Annotated in this window: 15 protein-coding genes and 1 pseudogene; all 16 read right to left on the bottom strand. The window is 41.7% G+C overall.

Features of this window, described 5'->3' with window-relative positions; genetic code table 11:
- Positions 1–237: 237 nt before the first annotated feature.
- The 16 genes and pseudogenes from COT43_07460 to COT43_07385 all read right to left on the bottom strand — a co-directional run bounded on the left by COT43_07460 (position 238) and on the right by COT43_07385 (position 20,738).
- Positions 238–1,548, bottom strand: a complete 1,311-nt coding sequence (locus COT43_07460; protein PIS28055.1) for a hypothetical protein — start codon at positions 1,546–1,548, stop codon at positions 238–240.
- A 405-nt stretch (positions 1,549–1,953) separates the two neighbouring features.
- A complete protein-coding gene (locus tag COT43_07455; GenBank protein ID PIS28054.1) occupies positions 1,954–7,494 on the bottom strand; it encodes a hypothetical protein in 5,541 nt (1,846 codons plus the stop codon).
- Between the two features lie 66 nt (positions 7,495–7,560).
- On the bottom strand, positions 7,561–8,178 hold the full coding sequence (locus COT43_07450; protein ID PIS28053.1) for a hypothetical protein: 618 nt from the start codon (positions 8,176–8,178) through the stop codon (positions 7,561–7,563).
- A 72-nt stretch (positions 8,179–8,250) separates the two neighbouring features.
- Positions 8,251–9,594, bottom strand: coding sequence for a hypothetical protein (locus COT43_07445; GenBank protein ID PIS28052.1), 1,344 nt, complete (start codon positions 9,592–9,594; stop codon positions 8,251–8,253).
- Positions 9,595–9,758: 164 nt separating this feature from the next.
- A complete protein-coding gene (locus tag COT43_07440; GenBank protein ID PIS28051.1) occupies positions 9,759–11,225 on the bottom strand; it encodes an inorganic phosphate transporter in 1,467 nt (488 codons plus the stop codon).
- Positions 11,222–12,034 carry a hypothetical protein gene (locus COT43_07435; protein PIS28050.1) on the bottom strand — a complete coding sequence of 271 codons (813 nt, stop codon included), beginning with the start codon at positions 12,032–12,034 and terminating at the stop codon, positions 11,222–11,224. The genes COT43_07440 and COT43_07435 overlap by 4 nt, the downstream gene beginning before the upstream one ends.
- On the bottom strand, positions 12,024–12,503 hold the full coding sequence (locus tag COT43_07430; protein ID PIS28049.1) for an adenylate cyclase: 480 nt from the start codon (positions 12,501–12,503) through the stop codon (positions 12,024–12,026). Before COT43_07430 ends, COT43_07435 begins: the two co-directional genes overlap by 11 nt.
- Positions 12,500–13,147 carry a hypothetical protein gene (locus COT43_07425; GenBank protein ID PIS28048.1) on the bottom strand — a complete coding sequence of 216 codons (648 nt, stop codon included), beginning with the start codon at positions 13,145–13,147 and terminating at the stop codon, positions 12,500–12,502. Before COT43_07425 ends, COT43_07430 begins: the two co-directional genes overlap by 4 nt.
- Positions 13,125–13,784, bottom strand: coding sequence for a DUF47 domain-containing protein (locus tag COT43_07420; protein PIS28047.1), 660 nt, complete (start codon positions 13,782–13,784; stop codon positions 13,125–13,127). Before COT43_07420 ends, COT43_07425 begins: the two co-directional genes overlap by 23 nt.
- Positions 13,785–13,800: 16 nt before the next feature.
- The gene (locus COT43_07415) at positions 13,801–14,445 is read right to left on the bottom strand and encodes a DUF47 domain-containing protein (GenBank protein ID PIS28046.1); all 645 of its coding nucleotides are present in this window, start codon (positions 14,443–14,445) and stop codon (positions 13,801–13,803) included.
- Between the two features lie 645 nt (positions 14,446–15,090).
- Positions 15,091–15,684, bottom strand: a pseudogene (locus COT43_07410) (ribonuclease HII).
- Positions 15,685–15,963: 279 nt separating this feature from the next.
- Complete coding sequence (locus COT43_07405; GenBank protein ID PIS28045.1) at positions 15,964–16,452, bottom strand: hypothetical protein; 489 nt, start codon at positions 16,450–16,452, stop codon at positions 15,964–15,966.
- Entirely contained in the window at positions 16,436–17,449 is a 1,014-nt protein-coding gene (locus tag COT43_07400) for an oxidoreductase (GenBank protein ID PIS28044.1), read from the bottom strand. The genes COT43_07405 and COT43_07400 overlap by 17 nt, the downstream gene beginning before the upstream one ends.
- A gap of 93 nt (positions 17,450–17,542) precedes the next feature.
- Positions 17,543–19,507, bottom strand: coding sequence for an ABC-F family ATPase (locus COT43_07395; GenBank protein ID PIS28043.1), 1,965 nt, complete (start codon positions 19,505–19,507; stop codon positions 17,543–17,545).
- Between the two features lie 153 nt (positions 19,508–19,660).
- On the bottom strand, positions 19,661–19,864 hold the full coding sequence (gene rpsU / locus COT43_07390) for a 30S ribosomal protein S21 (GenBank protein PIS28042.1): 204 nt from the start codon (positions 19,862–19,864) through the stop codon (positions 19,661–19,663).
- Positions 19,865–19,880: 16 nt separating this feature from the next.
- A complete protein-coding gene (locus tag COT43_07385; GenBank protein ID PIS28041.1) occupies positions 19,881–20,738 on the bottom strand; it encodes an RNA polymerase subunit sigma in 858 nt (285 codons plus the stop codon).
- Between the last annotated feature and the right edge of the window lie 174 nt (positions 20,739–20,912).

The raw sequence follows: 20,912 nt of genomic DNA, 5'->3' as shown, positions 1-20,912 counted from the left end.
GCTGAATTTTCGCTTCATTTTCGCTACCCCTTTCTACTGAAAAGTTACACATTTTTATCACTTATGCTACCTCTCCAGTTTTTGGGGTAAAGCTCACCAGAACCCTACTCCTAAATTAATCCACTCTTTATAATCATTGTTATCATTTGCTGCTGATGTACTATTTATCGTAATAAAGGTTGAGATTATTAATAGGATATAAATATTTTTTTTCTTCATAGTATTCGCAAACTATTTTTATCGATGACCACGCAATACAAGTCCGTTTAATCCCAACGTATTCCCCACTGCTATTATGATATCATTTTTAATATCTATCGAAAGTAAATCATTATATGCAGATCTTTCCATAACGATTTTCCAGTTTACCCCATTATAATGAACTACAGTCTTATTATTGCCGACTAGTATGATATCATTGTTTTGATTACCCCTGATCTTTCTTTCAAAAATACCAGACGATATAATATCGATGTCACGCGTTAAGTCCCAGTCTGAATAATTGATCGTTTTATGCCATATTCCAGCAGAACCTCCAAGGTAGATATCATCATCCCACACCCAGACAGTGCGAAAGTGTCCATAGAGACTCCTATTGTTTTTTTTAACAGACGCATTGTCATAATATATCTGCTCCCAAGTAGTTCCGTTAAAATAAAGAAGTACACTTTGAAAATAACCATTGTCTTCTCCCACTGCCCAAATTGACTGACTGTTTAAACCCCATATATCCAGTAAATCCACATCTGTTCCACTCTCAATCTTTGTAAAAGTCGAGCCGTCGTAGTGGACGATGGAACCTTTTCTGCCAACAAAGTAGATATCCGTGGGGGATGAAGCCCAAATGTGTTCTACGCCGCCATCATTATTACCAAGAATTCCCATATTCCAAAGATGAAATAAAGTCCATATTTTACCATCCCAATGTTGGGGTAATCCAGAAGTAACCCAAATGTCTTTTTCAGAAAAATATAAAATACCATAGTTAGGAGTATAGCCAGATAGTACTTTTAAAGGTTCCCATTTTTTTCCGTCCCATCTCGCGGCATTGAAAGTTCCACTATCGGTCTCAATATTTCCAACTACCCAGACATCATTCTCATTGACAATCCAGACATCGTTTAGGTAACTGCCATAGAGACCTAGTGTGTCAATCTCCCATACAAAGTAATGGCTGGTAGTGTCCATTGTATGTACCGTGATGGGATCGGATTCGGCCTTGGTCTTGCCGTCTTTCAGGAAGCGAACACGATAGGTATAGTCGGTATCGGGCGTCAGGTCTTCATCGGTGATCAGGGTGTCGTCATCGTAGCAGGTCAGAGTAAGAATCGTCGAATCGTTGCGTTCCAGCGCAAACTGATTCTCATTATCGGAATCCGGCAGGGTAACCTTGAGTGTTATCGACGTGCAGAATATGTCTTCCACCGCGAGATAGATGTCGTTATCCGGTTCGGTCGGACATTCCCTGCAGGACGTTGCACAGAAGACGATGACTAGCAGTAAGATGGTTGACATTGATTTTTTTGCTTTCAGGTTATTAGAGGGCATCGTATTTCCTTTTTTTCATTATCTTCATGGTTGAAAGTACACTCATTTTTAGATAATTTCAACCACGTTGTTTTCCCGAAAAAGTCGGGACGCATCACCCCGCGCCGAAATCGCGAAGTCGCACACCGAGCGATGGAAGGCGCGGGGATTTATTGGAATGTTCAGTTGCATATCTGCCTCCATATATTGTCTGTTCATTTTCATCTTAGTATATATTTTACCATTTAAGCGGTTTTTCAAATCTGTCCATTAAGAAGATGGTGTGTTGTATAAATGCACCTCTCCTACACGAGAATCACTCCGCTTCTTCAAGTCTTTTTTCATTGTAATCATTCATTTACTACTAATTTCAATATATATTAAAATCTGCTATTTGTCAACAAGCCTTTAAAAATATCTTCAGATTCACCTCATCAGCGCCATTTTCTTTGTCTCGCTGAATCCCGCCGAGTTCTTAAGAGTATAGAGGTAAATCCCGCTGGATACTGTCTGCCCGGACTTGTCCTTACCATCCCAGACGACATGGCGAAATCCGGCTGGTTGATTCTCATCTAACAGCCTGACGATTTCACGACCCATGATGTCATAAATCGTCAGCGTTACGTGAGACTCTTCCGGTAGGTCGAAGGCAATCGTCGTTCGCGGGTTGAAGGGATTGGGATAGTTGTTTCGGAGGGCGAATTTCTCAGGTAATAATATTTTTAATGACTTTGCATTAGGTTCATAAGTGCGCTTTTCCAACAACCAGTTAGCTTTTTCTCCATTCGCTTCACTGGCCATCAATGTTAAAGGGTCATTGTTATATTTACGCTTTAGTTCATTGAGATATAAGCTGGCACTTACGGTATCTTTTAAATCATTTAAATAAATCTTGAACATTTGATAAAGTGCAAACTTCTCGCTTTTAGTATCGGGGTAAAGTCTGAGAATAGTTTGGCAATATTCAATGCCTACATCGACTCTCTTTTTACTTAAACAATCTAAAACAAGTAATTCATAAGCCACGTTCCTCAGGCTATAGTTTACTTCTTTATTATTTATAAGTAGGTCAAGATAATTCTTGATATTATCTTGCTCAATGCTCCAGGAAAGCTGACAGATTTTTACAAGCACCTTTTTAGCCTCCTTAGTATCAGGAAATTTATTAATCAGTATTTTATAAACTTCTATAGCATCGTTAACCTTATCATTGATAAAGAGATCATGTCCCCAAAGCCATAGATCAGAGAGGCGATTAGGATTAGGCTTTTTAGGATTAAAGCCGGCAGATTTATAATCTTCATTATCCCCATTGCTACTCCCGGAAAATAAAACTGTGCTTTTTGCCAAAGACGATCCACCACCCGGATCATCTGCCAGATAAGGTGTATAGTCGATAGATGAGCCGTTATATCCATAGAAGCTAAAAAGATTATCCCACCAGTTATGTTCGGCTTCCATAGTAACCTCACCATTGGCATAGGCATTGTAATCGTTATTTGCATAGATACTATTATATCCTCCGATTCTTTGATTATAGGAATCCGTGCTTCCCAGGAACGGATAACAATAATAATAAGCGTTAATTCCATTGCTTGCATTGAATGCGATTATATTATTACCTTTGGTGGAGCCGGAAGTCGGCCCGAATCTTGGGCTACAATAGAAATGAAAATAAGCACCATTACCACCGTTGTCTGTGATGCTGTTATTATAAAAAACAGGATAACCACCGAATCCAATAAAGATACCGGATGAGATATTATCTCTGATCACATTGTTGTTAAAACTGGCAAATGTATACTCACCGGCTATTCCAATATTATTTTCAATAATATAATTACTCTCAATTTGAGCAGATCCACCATCTAAAAATACACCATAATTATTGTTAGAAATGGTATTGTTATATATTTTTGGAGATGCCGATAAGCAATAAATTCCATAGTCAGCATATTCAATGTCACAATATTTTATGATACAATTGACATCACTACTGGAATTTTCAAACCGGATGCCATACCATGAGCCGGGAGAAGGCGAACTGGCGCTGGATGTGAAAACGACATGATTATCTGGTGTTCCCTGGGCATGTAATGTGCCGTTAACTTTCAGTTTCTTCCCGTTATTGAAATAGATTTTTGCGCCGGGCTCTATTGTTAATGTTATACCTGATGGAATAGTAATATCGTTGAATATGTACATTTTCCCAAACCAATTTTCATATACTCCGGCATTTCTTGCATCATGATGAAACATAGCCCAATCTTTTTGAAATTTCCCTTTTGTATCCCAAAGATAAATATGACTGTCTAAAGAACCTACAACAACCTCATAATCTCCATCACCGTCAATATCTTCAATAGCAGGCGAGGATTCAATCATATCACCTGTTCTACAGGGCCAACCGTCAACAGGAGTACCATTACAATGCCATGCATAAAGGTTTCCGTCATCAGAACCAATAATGATTTCATTACCCGCTTGGCCATCAATATCAGCTATCATCGGACTTGATGTACTCCCTTTAAACCCAGTTATTGGCCAGCCAGGTACAACAGTACCATCATGATTCCACGCTTCAACTGTTGTTTTTATCCCTACTACAATCTCTAATTCTTCATCTGAATCTAAATTACCTAATGCGGGTGAAGGCATTACTTCACTATTGATATCAGAAATGGTTATTCCACCGACCCAACCACTTTCCTCTGTACCATCACTATTTAGGACATAAATGATAGTAGTGTTTGGAAATACTTTATGTGAATCGTTTTGATATCCAAAATCAGCCGCGAGCATAACTATTTCAAGTTGTCCATCTTTATCTATATCACCAATCGCTGGTGAGGAAGCTAAGTTGTTGCGATCAATATATTTTGGCCAGCCTGGATAATCATTTCCATTATAGTCCAAAACGTGAATATATCCATCATTACCACCAATAATGACTTCTAAATATCCATCACTATTCAAATCGGCAAGTGCTGGAGTACAAAAAGCCCACCTACTACCACCTATATCTGCCCAGGGCTCACTTCCAAATGCAGTACCGTCGTGATTTCTAATATGTACGTGTCCATCACAAGAATGTATAACAACTTCCAGTTTACCATCACCATCTATATCTCCAAGTGTTGGTGATCCTATACTAATATATCCAAGATCAACGTTCCAATATTCATCGGGTTTTCCATCACTATTACCATCATTGATATGCCAGCAATACAAGTTGTTATTACCAGCTGATGCAATAACTATTTCAAATACACCATCACCATCCAGGTCTCCTATCGCTGGAGTTCCGTAAAAATTAGCGCCGCTCTCATAAGCAAATCCACTAACGGTTGTTGGATTATTATCAATATTATAAAGTTCATCACCATTATGATGCCATGCATATACATAACCAGCTTCATCCGCGATAAATATCTCCATATCTCCATCATTGTCAACATCAAATAAAGTAGGAGAAGAGCACACTACTCTACCATTAATTTTAATTGGCCAGCCACTAATATATTTGATGGTTGTCCATGTCTTTAAATAATCTGACATATTGCTCTCATTAGCAGATTTATCTACCGCGGTAACTTTATAATAATAGATTTTTTCAATCTGTAAACCGGTATCCTGAAAATATGAAGTTCCCTCAATCAATCGATTATTTACTTTTTCATAAGTACCTGATGTATCATCTGAACGATATACGTTATAACCCTTTAAATCGGAATCCGTATTCGGTCCCCAGATGACATCAATTGCTGTTTCATAACCAACAAAATCCAAAATTGTTGGAATGCTTGGTTTCGTAAGTTCAAAATTGTGTGTCCACACTTTTCCATATTCATCTTGAATTGTTAGTGTAAAATCTAATTCTTCTGGTAGGCCAGGATAAGAGGGACTGATTTTAAAATTAAAGTCTTCTTGAGAATTTTTTGAACTATTTGGATCAATATCGCCAAATTGTTCGGAATTATCTGTAATAGATTCGATATATGGATCTGATGAGCTTAACATTGCTGTAATTCCCTTTGCAACACTATTACCGAAATTTGAAAGTTCAACAACTAAACCAACTGTAGCCCCAGCTTGTAAATTTCCATTGACTGTATGAGCCGTGTGCTGAACATCCGGTGTACCAACTTGAAGATAAAATGTTTCCGACCAGGTATGGCTTGCTGCATCGGTTATGGTTAATTTGAACTCCACAACTTCCTCATTGGGACAGTTTGTCGACACTGTAAATCCAAAGTCATCAGAACAGCTTGCAGAGCCGCCGGCAGAAATATTTCCAAAGCTTTCCGACGCATCAGTTATCGTGATATATGGATGAGGAGTTGATGTGCCTCTTAAATATGCGGCTATTGTTGCCGTAACTGCGTTTGCGGCTAAAGAGCCGCTGTTTTTCAATGTAACTGGAAGCTCAATTGTTTCACCTGCATCAATAATTCCATCTCCATTTCCCACACTTTCTCCGGACGCATCGTCATCAATTGTGTAGCTATCCACATATAAATTGGCAGAGCTTGTTTGCGTAACTGGAACCGTTGCTTCGTATGGAATGAAATTGTGAGCGGTCACGGTAACATTCAGGTTACCCGTTGTATTCGGAGTAATGATAAAATCTGCATTGACAGCACCGCCTGTTGCTGTAACAGTTTGTACTGCATAGTCCTCTTCACCCTTCTGCAGACAAACGACTGCATTCTTGCCAGTAGGTAAGTTATTAATGGTTACTGTGAAATTATTAGTACCGTTTTGAACTGAAGTTGGGTGAGTAACAGAAAGAATTGATGGGGCGGCTGTCCAGATTGGCATTTCCGGATCACCGAGTAAATTATACCTACTCGCAGTGTGATTCGAATACCAAGTCATTGCAAGTGTTTGACCTATATGATAGTTATCATTAATAAACAAGGATTCAAAAAATTCATAATCATGATTATTGCCATCCCAAGTATTAACTGACCTTGATGGTCCTACAAACGCAACTGCTCCGCCGTTATTCTTTAAAACAAAATGTTCACCAATACAATCATAATCAAATGCGCTTGGTGAGCAACCTGCACTATAAACGACTGAATACTTATTACCATTTGTTAAATTATCGACATCATAAATACTTAAATTGCCTCCACTTGTTTTAGATCCCATTGCCATCTCACTATGACTTGAATGGTCAATATGATTAATAATAGAATAACCTTCATTCATTCTATTTATTGCATTTTCTCTCGTAAGAATTTGATCATACGAATAATAACCTCCATAGTTTGATTCATATTCATACATTCTCCAATTAGTAAGCGAAGTAGGAACAGCATAACTGTTTACTTTTTCTTTTGCATAGATTCCACAATACCAATTCCATCCCATAAAATGTACAACACCTCCCATAGATAACATTTTGGTTAGATACGCTGTTGAAGGGAGACCTGGTGCCAATGAATTTCTTTCATAAGTAAAAACCTTATCAACAAACAAGTTCGCTTCATTGGTATTATGCACGGGTGCTCTACCTACCCAAAGATCTGCATAATAATCGGCACCATCGCCAAATTTATCATCACCATTTGAATTCCAATTACCATTGAGACCGGAGTAATATAGGTCAGTGATTGGATTATAATCTTGATTATTAACTATACGTCCAGGTATTATGTCTACATCACCGCCAAGCAATACATAATCAGTAGTCCAGTTTGAATATGCATCTTGGATGAAATGACGAATTTTCTCCTGTGTATCGCAACCTGAATAATTTTCAGATATCCAGGATACTGTTTTGATTGTTGCAACTATTCCTTTTTTTGTTTTCCAATCTGCCAACCTTTGAAAAGAACTATCCAAAGCATCATTGGTGATTATGATATATTCAACATCTTGCCCTTCCGTAGCGGAAGGAGAAGAAGTTATTGATAATGTTTTTGCTACAACTTTTTGATTTGGTGTGGGTTTTGACAAATCATCATTTAATGAAATATCTTCCGGATTAATAATAAGAAGCTTTAGTTTTTCTTTAATTTCATTCTACTTCTTTTCATTTTGCCGTAACCGTGGAATTAATTGATATTTTGCAGACGCAATATACTCTATTTCAAAACTTATTTCTGTATATAACGTGAGTTCTCTTTTTGAGGGTTTATATTGTAGCGGATATACCAATATCTCTGCAATATAATATTCCCTGAAGTAATTTTCAGATTGAAATTCTGCTAATATGCCAGGATAATTTTCATTCGATGTATATATCTCTTTTTTAGGCTCAACAAACTTTCTCTCCGGCTGTTCACCGTTAATAACAGGATATTGAATCGGGTATATGTAATATTTCCCCTCTAATTGTTTTTCCTTTGTTGAAATAATTTTAACATTTGTAACTTCTGTTCCCGATGGAAGTAAAACCCGAATGGTTTTTACCGGCATCATCGGCTCGCCAACTTTTAGAGAATCTTGAATAAATCCAAATTCAGGTAAAGAAATGATGTCAAAATCACTCTGCTTAGAAAATTTAATATCATTCTTATTGTAACTTAATCTAATGGTTTTTGTGCCAGCGTGTGCTTCAATACTAAAACATTGAATTATAAAGAAAAAAAAGAGAATGGTAAAAATTAAGTTCGTTTTGTTTAAATTAGAGAAGTGCATTATTATCTCCAGGATTTTTTTGATTAAATCTATTATTCATGACTATTGTATCATCAACCGTCCTTAATAACTTCAGCGTAGAAGAAGCATCCTATTTATTTGAGAAGATACTTGCTCACTGTGTGAATGCACATTCAGGATATAGAAATACACTCCAGATGGAACTGGCTTTCCTTCATCGTTTTTTCCATCCCATTCTGTTTCATGAACACCGATTGTTCTTATATCGTATGACACGGTTCGAATCCGCTGCCCCAGAACATTATAAATTGTCAAATACACTTCTCCACTATGTTCAAGAACGTAACGGATGGTTGTCACAGAGTTAAACGGATTTGGATGGTTTTGATACAGTTTAAAATTTGACGGGGAAGTTAAATCTTTATCTTTAACACCGGTTGGATCATGCACGACATAAATATTCCATTCACTATTACCATAAATATTATTTTGATGAATGCCATTATATTGTGCTCCGATAGGGTTTTTCACTTCTTCAAGCAGCCAATTCTTAAAATCTACTATGCGCGGTTCCCAATCAAATATTCCTTTCTTTATTTCCAATTCATCGACCGTTCCCCACCAATTTTCAACAGCATCATAGGTTACCGTATCTTCAAATGTTACTCCTGTCAAATAATTACCGTCAAGGTAAATACCATTTTTATTGTTTGTAATTATATTCCCAAATATTTTGATGTAACAGGTATCATGGGTGCAATGACTTAAATAATACCTACTTCCCCAAATGGGAGAATCAGGTATAGATATTCCATTTTTAAATTTTTTAATTTGATTACATGCTATTTCTATTTTATATCTTACGTTAATTAAAATACCGTCATTCTTAAGACTATCTTCACTTGTTATTGTAAATCCTTTTATTATACCATCTCCCAAGATACTAACTGCTACATTATTCTTTTCCGCTAAAATAATAGTGCTGTCAGATCCTTCACCCAATAATGAAATATTTTTGTCTATTATGAGAACTTCTCTGTATGTTCCTGCTTTGACAAATACAGTATCACCACTGCTCGCGCTATCAATTGCACTCTGTATGGTTGTAAAATCCGCTGGCCCGTCATCATCTACGATGTAAGTAGTAGCATTTATGATTATTATTTGTGCAAATATCAAAAAATACAAAAACAACCTTTTCATAACTTGGTTCATCACGAATTTGTTAATTTGAATATGGGGTTCCTTTGTCGTATTCAAAATGACTTTATCGCTTCTCTTTACACAACCCTTTTCACTCTCTTGAGACTGCGTCCCCTTCCAAAAATAAACACTCCGCATCTTTAAGCCTTTTTCCATGGTAGTCATCTCCTCCTGCAAGGCTATATCCCGCTTCAATGTTACTCTTCTCCTTTTTTCCTTTTCTTCATTCAATCCTCTTTCAATTTCAAACATTCCTAATTCCAATATATCATGATTAAGAGATTGTCAATAGGCATTTAAAAATATTTTCAGAATCATCTCATCAGCGCCATTTTCTTTACAATGTTTGAAACTGATGTTCCATTGGTTGAAATCCGCCATAGATGGACAAATCCGAAACCAGCGAATGGATTTACTTAATAGTTCACCCGGAATTGGGTAGCCAGATATTCGATTTTTTCCGCAATTCGCGTCTGACAGTCGGCAGAGAGACCGCGATAAATTTTCCAGGATGTGCTTTGTCTTTCCAGCGCGTCGGAAAGTTCCCATTTGTGCCGGAACGTCTGCCCTTCGATCCGTTGGATCGACTGCAATTCTCTCGATGTGAACCATGCGCCAACACGCTTGGCGAATCGCGGAACGTTCTGGATCGTGATAACATTTACCTCGGCTATCTGAAATATCTTAGCAAAATCTATACTTGGTATATTTGCTGTCTTCAGCGCACGGTCGAACGTGCGGGCATTCGGATAGAATACCTCGAAATCTTCCCTCTGAATCTTTACGCCGCTCTCCTTTAAACGATCAACGACGGCGGGCGTGATCTCATACCCGACTTTAACATAAACAGGTTTGTCAAAGACATTTTGAATGAAAAATAGCAAGATATACGTGATCACCGCGGCCATGACCGGCGTCGTCACCCAGCCCATCACAATTTTTCCGAGAACCTTCAGTTTGATGTTCCGATCGCGATTAGCGATTCCGATGCCGACGACCGCGCCGATGACCAACTGCGAACTGGAAACCGGCACAAGGGGAATCGCCGGTAGCCCATGTCCGACCAACCAGTTATGCAAAGAAGAAGACGAGAACAGAAATAGAACCAGCGATTCGGCCAGAATCACGACCAGCGCCGCCTGCGCGGACATCTTGATGACATTTTTTCCGACGGTCACCATGACACGGTGAGAGTATGTGTAAACACCAACTGCAATCGCGAGTCCGCCCAGTAAAAACAATTGCTCAATACCAGAGATATGAATAAATCCCAGGTTGAACGACTTGAACGGCGAGATTGGAATGAAAATTCCCATTACGTTGGCGATATTGTTCGCGCCCAGCGCGTATGAACCGAATGAACCGATGACGATCAATCCGATCCGCGTGTACATGTCTAACCGGAAAATGGAAATCCGGATCACCGGCACGACCGATTTAACAATCTTGTAAATTATAAACGAGAAGAGTCCCGATAGAAACAGACTCGACATCCACGACGAAATAATCTGCGTCAGCGCGCCGTAATCGGTCAGCATCCCGGCAAATATATTCCATCCGACGATGGAGCCGACGATTGCCTGCGATGTGCTAACCGGCAGTTTCAGACGCGTCATCCAGAAAACGGAAAATCCGGCGGATAGAGCAACCGTAAACGCGCCGGCGATCTGGTTGATCGAGCCCAACTGCGTCAGTGTGTGGGTCGCGCCGCTCCCGGAAATCACCGCTCCCAGTATTATGAAAACCGATGCAAGTAGAGCGGCGATCTTGAAACGAACCATCTTCGTGGCAACCGCCGTTCCCCAGATATGCGAAGCGTCGTTCGCGCCAAGCGACCATCCAAAAAAGAGACCGGAAGACAGAAAAATTAGGGCAACTATCATACTATTTCTCCATCTTTCATGTGTTTATCACTTTCCGACACTTTCGCGTCCTTTTCACGACGATGCCGGAGCCAGACAATATCGTAAATAAGCAGAAAACAGATTAACAACGAAATTACAATACCGGTCATGAATAACCGGAACTGCGTCGTTTTGTTAAAAATGATCTCCAGACTCGCCCAATCGCCGGTTTGAAGGTCAATCGCATTGAGAACGACCGAAGAACGATCGTAGAAATTCTGAACTTCGTAGGCGGGAATTTTCAGTTTCATATCGATATATTTAGGTGTCGTTTCGACGATTTTATGAACGATAAATCCTTCTGGTAGAATAATCTGTAAACGATATTTCCTGATTTTAACCTGCGAACTGTTGATGAAGCGTTGCGTTAACGGATAGTGATTCAGTTCCTTCAGTCGGCGTGATAAATTGTAATACTTTGGAACATTAAACCGTACCTTGATATCCTGACATTCCTGCGCAGATTTGGCTTTATCGATCCGGATATATTTTATGCCGCCTTCCGAAACAATCCGGTTGACATTCTCTTTTTCCGTTGTATCCGGTGTAATTGTTACCAGATCCACATGCCGGAAAAGCAAAGGAATATAAAGCGACGACTTGTATGGTCGGTTAAATTGAACATCCACGACGACATTAGCTGTTCCATCGTTGCCGATATCGATAGTTTCGGTATAATCGGTAATGAATATCGGTTTCTCCGGTTCCTTTTCGCTAATTGCGGTCGAACAAAGGAGAAATCCGAGTATAACAATCAGAACCGAAAACCGGTGAATATTATTTTTCATTTTCACTCCAACGACTGAACGGATAATCTGTTAAATTGGAATTAAAATATCTCGGAACGCCCGTCACTTCACGACCGATCCAGTCCGGTCTCGCAAACGATTGAGTTTCATCCTTCAATTCCAATTCGGCAACCGTCAATCCTTCATTCTCGCCATGAAATTCATCCACGATCCAAACCAAACCGCCAACAGTTACGGCGTAACGATCTTTTTCGATGAGTGGCTTTTCACAAAGTCTGTCCAATATTTCCCGGGCGTCATTCAATGGAATTTGATACTCATACTCATCGCGAGATAAGCCAACCATTTTTCCCTTAATTGTCAGGAAAGCGCGTTCGCCAATGATTCTCATCCGCACGATCCGTTCCGGTAAACTGCACAGATAACCTTGAATATATCTATCGACGATACTATTATATCTGTATTCATCGGACACCACGAGAAATTTACGCTCGATCTCTTTGCTCATGCTACCTGTCCCTGTTTCTTCAGAAATACGGTCTTGAGGAAGTGAACATAATTCATATTCTCGAAACCGTCGATTTCCAGTAAACGAATGACCTTCCACGCCTTATCCTGCGCTTCATGTTCGACGCCGATTGTCTGGAAATTATCTGCATTGATAGTCAATCCCGCAATTTCCACCTTGACGCCGTTGACAAGGTATTCCACCCGTTTTTTCAGGATTTTGACAAGATTCAATCTGGCGCATTGGCGAAGTATCCGGATAAATTCCCCCTCATCGTAGTTCATTCTTGCCGGAAGTTTCTGAATTCTCAGCAATTCGGTCAATTCACCGATGTCATTTATGGAAATCGGAAATAAAATTTTCCGATGAGAAGCCCATTGTTCCAGCCGATCCTTGCTTGTTTTGAGCAGGACTTTTAAATCGAGGACCGAATCGCGGATTTTACAATTCACCGTTGAAAATTCCGACAGAATATACAGATCTGTACTTTGCCGTTCTCTGAGACACGGATGATGCTGGATGATCGCCGAGGGCTTCTGAAACGATCTGCCAAAAACTCTCCATTCCCAGCGCGGAATCGTTACTCCTTCAAAACCTTCACTCATATCGTTTCCCCGTTCATCAATACATCCGTTTGATGACATAAATCCCGATCCTGTCGGCGAGATCTTCCGCTCGATCTGCGATCAGATCGATATTCGTTGTGAAATAGCGAAGGTGCATCTGGTTACTGGGCGAAATTCCGTCTGCTCTGTACACTTTGCGTTTAAGCGATTCAGCCTGTTTGTCCGATTCCTTTTCAAGAACATAAACGATGGAAAGAACTTCTTTCACTTTTGATGGATTCGTGAAAAACATCCGCGTCGCCAAAATTACTTCATCGACCGATTCGACGCACTTGGCAGTCAGATTTATGAAATCGGCATGAAATATCGTCGGAATTTCCGGCTGTTCGATGGAAAACGCCAGCATCATCATTCGAATCTGATCGATGATATTGTCCGCATTCTCAAGGAGCGAAAGAACATCGCCGCGTGATTCAGGAATCAGCGTTTCGGTATAAAGATAACTCTCGGCGTCTCTCCGAAATTCATCCGCTCTTTCTTCATAGATTCTTATCTGTTCCTCATACGCTTCAAAAGCCGTGAAATCTTTTTCAATATAAGATTGTACGCCGCGTAGGCAGACAAGCGCCGACTGCGCGACCATATCAAAGAATTCGTTGCATTTCTTCTCGATCTTCGGATCGCTTTCAAATACTGTCGCAATTTTGACTTTCATTCTATCTATCCCATCGTCAAATCGAACGTTTAATTGTGTAAATCGCCAGTCGGTCGGCGACGTCTTCCGCTTTATCCGCCATCAGTTCGATGTGAAGCGCGAAATAGCGCAAATGGAATTTCTCACTCAATTCCAGTTCCGGCGTTCTAAATACTTTGCGTTTCAGCGATTCGGATTGCCGGTCGGCTTCATGTTCCCAAAAATAAACCTTATTCAATGAATGCCGTACATTTAGCGGATCGACTAAAAACGAGTGGGTGGAGATAACTACTTCATCGACCGCCTTCGCGCTATGCTGGGATAATTTGATGTAATCCGCGTGAAATTGCTCGGGCACACGCGGTATTTCGACCGAGAATTCCATCAAAATCTGCTTGGCCTGATTAATGATGTTGTCAATGTTTTCCAGTAGCGCCAGCATGTCGCCGCGCGATTCCGGGATCAGCGTCTCGGTATATACTTGATCCTCGATGTCGCGCCGCAGTGAATCGCCGCTCGATTCCAGCAAAGTGATTTTTCTCAGAGACTCCTCAAATTCTTTCTTTTCATTGGCCAAGTATGCTTCGACACCCTTCAAGAATATCTGTGTCGATTTGTTCGTAATATCCAGAAATTCCTCGCACTGTTTTTCCAGCGACTTTGTTCGGCTAAAAATGGACATATTCCGTTTCCTTTTTGCAAACTCTATTCATTTCAATGCAACAAAAATAATTGTATGAAATTAACTGAATATTTGATTAAAAGAAATAGACGTTTGTGGGGAAAGTTGATTAGGTAGATTAAGTTGGATTAGGTTGAATAGGAGTTATATTGGGATATATTTATTGAAAGTAAATTTGAGATTTGCAATTTGCAATTTGAATTTTTTTCGTTCCTGAATGTTAAATTTTCAATCGACAACTCACTCCGGCCTAAATGCGTCCGGCAGGTGCGTTATCTTGTTTTCACTCCCGCGTATCGTCACGCCGATCACATCGAACCGGCAGTTCAAATCCAGTTCCGGTCGCTGTGACAGCCAGCCGTCGGCGATCAGCGTCAACTGCTTCATCTTGCGCTCATCGACCCAAGTTTCCGGCGGCCCGTAACCGCCGCTATGCCGTTCGGTTTTTACCTCGACAAAACAAAGGTCTTCCCCTTTTTGCGCAATGATGTCTAACTCGCCGTAAGCGCCGATATGAACGTTCCGCGCGATGATCTTAAATCCGTTTCGATAGAGATAATATGCCGCGAGGTCTTCGCCATATTTCCCAACCTGCTTTGTGTCGCGCATCTGTTCCGACGAGACAACGAATTCTTTCACGCCCCCAAACGATTTCCGGTGGATCGGACATGGCCCGAATGTCGCAATTGCCTTTCGATGCATTTCTGTGCCGTAACCTTTATGCTTGGCAAATCCGTAATGCGGGAAAACCGAGTCCAATTCCATCATTAACCTGTCCCGATACACTTTTGCGACAATCGATGCCGCCGCGATGGAATAACATTTCCCATCACCGCCGACAATCGCTGTGCTTGGGTAGATTTTATCCGGAATCGGTCTGCCATCGATCAATAGATGGCCGGGCTTCAATTTCAGCCGTCCAACCGCTTGACGCATGGCTTTGTAAGTCGCCTGAAGAATGTTGATCCGGTCGATCTCTTCTGACTCGACGATGCCGATGCCGATGGCTTTGGCGTTATGCAGGATCACATCGTAGAGTTTTTCACGCTTTTTCGGCGTCAATTTCTTGGAATCGTTGATGCCTTCCAGAATCTCCGACTGCTCGTTGAATACAACCGCCGCGGCGACAACCGGCCCAGCAAATGGTCCCCGCCCTGCCTCATCGATTCCCGCAACGAGATGAATCCCACTTTCCCAGAGGCGATGTTCATATTCCAAACTGAGGGATGTATTCTTCATCGGCTGGGAATTTAACAGAATGACGGTAAGATGGGAAGAAAAACTATGCGGCGACGGAAGTTGAATAAGTAGGATGGGTAGATTAATTTGGATTCGGTTGAATTCGGTCAGATCAGGTCTGTATGTCTTTGGCGGATTGGATTCATTTGATTAGTTGATTATGTAGAATAAGTAGATTAGGTTCGTTAACCTCTGTAAGGACAGGCTTACTGAACTATTCCCACTAAACCCAATCCTACCTAATTAACACATTCAACCTGATAAATTCAATCTACAAAATTACCCAAGCAACTCTATCACTACGATTGGATCGATCCGGTAGCGGCATCCGGTTCCTTGGAAAAAGTGATATTTTTCAATGAGGTGAATGCCAAGCGGTGTCAGAACCAGTTGCAGTCCGGTTTGCGTTTCGATGATCACGACTTCTCCTTTTTCAAACACACCATCACCGAGAAATGGCGACGGAATCCGCCCCATCGATTCATAAAAAACGGCTGTAATACCGGGACGGAGATTAACCTCGACACCTAATGCATCTCTGGCTATTTGATAAGCAGACTTTAGCAGTTTGACCAACTCCCTGAGTTCTATTCCCCGCTCTTTCATCGCCTGCTCGTCGGCGGCAATTATCTCTTCCGGCGACCGGTTATCATTACCAAGAAATCCATCAGCTGAAAAAATCGACGCACGAAGATTTTTTTTCATTGATTCATCATTTATCGGATTTGTCATGTTTTGCCTCTGAACCGTTTTAAGCGAATTTGTCATAGTAGATTTTGTCTTTCGGCATTCCGCCTTGCGCCAAAACTTTTAGGCAGGAATCGATCATGCCCGGCGAGCCGCAGAGGAAGGCTTCATGTTTCGAACAATCCGGAAAATGTCTCGCAACGACATCGGTAATCAGCCCGCGCTCACCTTTCCAGTCCGAATTCTCCGGTTCGTTCGACAACGCAGGGATAAACCGAAACCACGAATTTTCCCGCTGGAAACGGTTTAATTCGTCCAAATAGAACAAATCGGTTTGCGTTCTCGCTCCAAAGAAGTAGGTAACATCCCGCCGGATATCCCTTTTTACCATATCGCGCAGGATACTATGAAACGGCGCCATGCCGCTTCCACCCGCGATAAAAATCGCCGGCGCGTTTGATTCTGACAGGTGAAAATCGCCATACGGACCAGTGAAGTTAATCTTTTGCCCAACCTGAAGATGCTGAAAAACCCACGTGGAACAAATGCCATTCGGGACGAACCGGATGTTGAGTTCGATATGATTTTTATCCGATGGCAGCGAAGCAATCGAGTAAGCGCGGATTGAAATCTCGCGCCCGTCATACATTGGTGACCTCAGTTGAATATATTGACCGGAGACAAACGTAATTTCCTCCGGATTTACGAGCCGAATGCTTAAGCCAACGATCTCAGACGTTAATACCGATTTCCCTTCCAGAATCCCTGTAAAACGTTTGGCTTTGAACATCGACGTGGGAAGTTCAATCTTTATGTCGGAAAATATCCGAATTTGGCAGGAGAGCCGAACATGATTGAGTCGATCCGCTTCCGAAATAATCGACCGCTCCGAGTCGGTAAAATCAGGCGCGCCTTCGGTAATTTTGACACGACAAAAACCACATCTCCCGTTGCCTCCGCATGCGGATGGAACGAGAATGCCGTTCTTAAACAGAACAGACAAAAGTGAACCACCCGCTTGAGCGGAAAGCGTCCGTTCGCCGTTATTAATCTGAACACTATACTTTTTACTTCCCAAATATCACCTTTTTATTTGTCTGAAATATAGCCCGAAAACAACAACAGTACAATGACGAATTGTTATGTTTCAACGATTTGACTTCGAGAAAATTTATTGGGAAGTTTTACTGTTGTCTATTTCAGCGATAAGTTGATTGAGTTCAGCAATACGGTTTTGGTCGGCTTCCCAAAGAATCATTTCTTCGTGAACGCAAAATTTCAGTTCCTTTTGTCGGCTGAATAGGCACTGAAATTCATCTTGTCTTCCCGGCAAATAGATTTCCGATCCGGCAAATAGATTATCGATGTCGGCAATTTCGTTTTCGATGGAGAGAATATCTTCTTCGCGCTTTGCCGCCTTGCCTTCGAGTCGCGAGAGTTCTTTAGTGAATTGCCGCCGTTCCCGCATGTTTGGTTTGACTCTTTTTATGTCCATCTTTTCAACGACAGTGGCATTTTTAGTTGTAGGAACAACATTCCGATCGAGATGATCGATTCCTTTCCTGCCGAGAAAATCGTGGTAGTCGCCTTCGAAAAAAGAGAAACCGTCGTGTCTCAGTTCGAGGATGGCTGTGGCAGTTTTCTCAACGAAATGCCGGTCGTGGCTGACAAATACAACGGTGCCGGGAAATTTCACCAGCGCCTGCCAGAGTGCTTCAATCGCTTCCAGATCGAGGTGGTTCGTCGGTTCGTCGAGAAGCAGAACGTTGTTCTGTTCCAGCATCAGGCGGGCAAAAATGAGCCGAGCGGATTCGCCGCCGCTGAGCGTTTCACTGCGCTTATAAACGTCATCTCCGCTGAATAGCGCTTTTCCGAGAATACCGCGGATATTGCTGACGAATTCCGTCGGCGCAAAACCATAAAGCCATTCGTACGGATTTGTACCCGATGGGATAAGTTCTTTATGATTCTGCGCGAAGTAGCCGATCGAGACTTCGTGTCCCCATTCAACGCACCCTGAGTCGTGTTTCAAATGACCGCCGAGAATTTTGATTAACGTCGATTTCCCGACTCCGTTTGGGCCGATGACGGCAATGCGATCGCCGCGCCCAAGGTAGAACGATACGTTTTTCAAGACGTGATTATCGTCGAAACTCTTGTCCAAATCGGACACGATAAGCGCCTGTTTGCCAGACGGGCGCTTCTGAACGAACTGAAAGACCGGCGAGATGCGTGACGAGCGGACGATGACGACATCTTCCATGCGGTCTAACTGCTTTTTCCGGCTGATCGCCTGACGCGCTTTTGTCGCCTTCGCACGGAAATGCTCATAAAATGCCTGTAACTCTTCTTGCTTCTTTTCCTGCCGAACTATTTCCTGCTCACGCTGACGGATTTCGAGTTCTTTAGCCTCAGTAAATTGAACGTAGTTCCCTTTATACATTTTGATCGACTCATAATCGATGTCCAAAATGTGGGTCGAAATCTGATTCAAAAAGTGGTAATCATGCGAAACAACAACAACAACGCCGGGATACTCGACTAAGTAATCGCCCAGCCATGCAATAGAAACAATATCCAAATGGTTGTTCGGTTCGTCAAACAGCAAAACGTTCGGCTTACCAAAAAGGCATTGCGCCAGCAGAACGCGCAGTTTATAACCGCCGGAAAGTGTTGACATCGTCTCAGTAATCTGAGAATTTTCAATGCCGAGTCCGTTTAAAAGTGTTGCCGCCTGCGTTTCTGCTTCGTAGCCGCCGAGATCGGAAATCAGCATTTCAAGTTCGGCGAGCCGTGAGCCATCCTTTTCATCCAGCATTTTTTGATGAATCAGCCGTTCCTTTTCCTTCAGCACGCTCCAGAGTCGTGGATTACCCATCAAAACAACGTCCAAAATCCGGTCGTTTTCGAACTCAAAATGGTTCTGCTTCAGAAAACCAAGTCTTAGCAATGACGGAGTGCGCACCTCGCCAGTGGTCGGCGTCAATTCGCCGGTCAGGATTTTCAGGAATGTACTTTTACCGGAACCGTTCGCGCCAACGACACCGTAACAGTTTCCCATCGCCAAATTGAATGTGACATCAGAAAAGAGTTTCCTCTCGCCAAAAGTCATTCCCATTTGACTGATTTGGATCATACCGTCGTCCTTTCTGGTAAATTAGAGCGGACAATTATGTAAAAAGGATTATCTATCTGGTGGATTAAAATTCGTGGCTTCTCGTCATCGGAAGACATAAGGATGAATGTTAATTGACAATGTCGAATCGATCCGATCCGACCAGTGCAGAGATTAGAGACCGGTCTCCCTTTGGAAAAATGTCCGGTGCAGTCGTTTGATCGATTTCGCCTTGCGCATTCTTTTTTCGACACTGGGCTTTTCGTAGTTGAGATTCTTCTTGATGTCGTTCAGAACACCCGCTTTTTCGTATTTCTTCTTAAAGCGGCGAAGGGCCCTTTCAAACGGTTCATTTTTGTATACGGTTACTTCTAACATGTTTTCTTTCTATTTTTTAACCTAAGTATGACTTTAAATTTTTACTGCGGGATTTGTGACTGAGGCGCCGAATCGCATTCTCTTTGATCTGTCGAACGCGCTCTCTCGTGAGATTAAATTCCTCGCCAATTTCATTGAGCGTCAATGCATATTCGCGATCGATCCCAAAGTACATCTTGATAGCATCTCGCTCGCGTTTTTTCAGAGTATTCAGCGCAGCGCGGATTTCTTGTTTCAGAGATTCATCCATCAAAATATGATAAGGCGGCGCCTGAACATCGTCCTCAATGACGTCGATCAGTGCGTTTGATTCGCCATCGCGGAAAGGATCATTCAATGACTGATGTTTGCGGGAAATCCTGATGGCGTCGGAAACTTCCTCAGATTGCATTTCGAGCCCAGCGGCAATTTCATCCTGAAGCGGCGCACGCTCGTATTGCTGTTCGAGAATTTCGGCTTCTTTTGTAATCTTGCTAATGGTGCCGACGCGGTTGAGTGGTAGGCGCACGATGCGCGAATGTTCGGCTAACGCTTGCAAAATGGACTGACGAATCCACCAAACCGCATACGAGATAAATTTAAAACCGCGCGTTTCGTCGAAGCGTTCGGCGGCTTTAATCAGCCCAAGATTTCCTTCGTTGATCAGATCGGTCAGCGGAAGTCCCTGCCCCTGATAATCTTTCGCAACACTGACGACAAACCGAAGATTGCATTCAGTCAGAATTTTTAACGCTTCACGATCACCCCCGCGAAGACGTTGGGCTAATTCGATCTCTTTTTCAGGAGTCAGCGGTGAAAACTTTCCGATTTCTTCAAGATACTTACTGAGCGCTCTATTTGAATCACCACTAATCTTCTTTTCTTTCTTCGTCATTTACCAAAACCTCGTTCCTTTTTGAAAACCGCTAAAAATACCGTATTTTTTTTGATTAGACAATATCTATTTCTATTGTCACAAGAGTTATTTTGTGATATTTTCCACAGTCGGATAAATATTAATATATCAGATTACTAAATATTTTGATCGTTACATACTAAATAAAATCTG

It is taken from the genome of Candidatus Marinimicrobia bacterium CG08_land_8_20_14_0_20_45_22, assembly GCA_002774355.1.
GTDB lineage: Bacteria > Fidelibacterota > UBA2242 > UBA2242 > UBA2242 > 0-14-0-20-45-22.
Note: the sequence above shows the minus strand (reverse complement) of the source record. Positions and strands in the feature narration are given on the sequence as shown.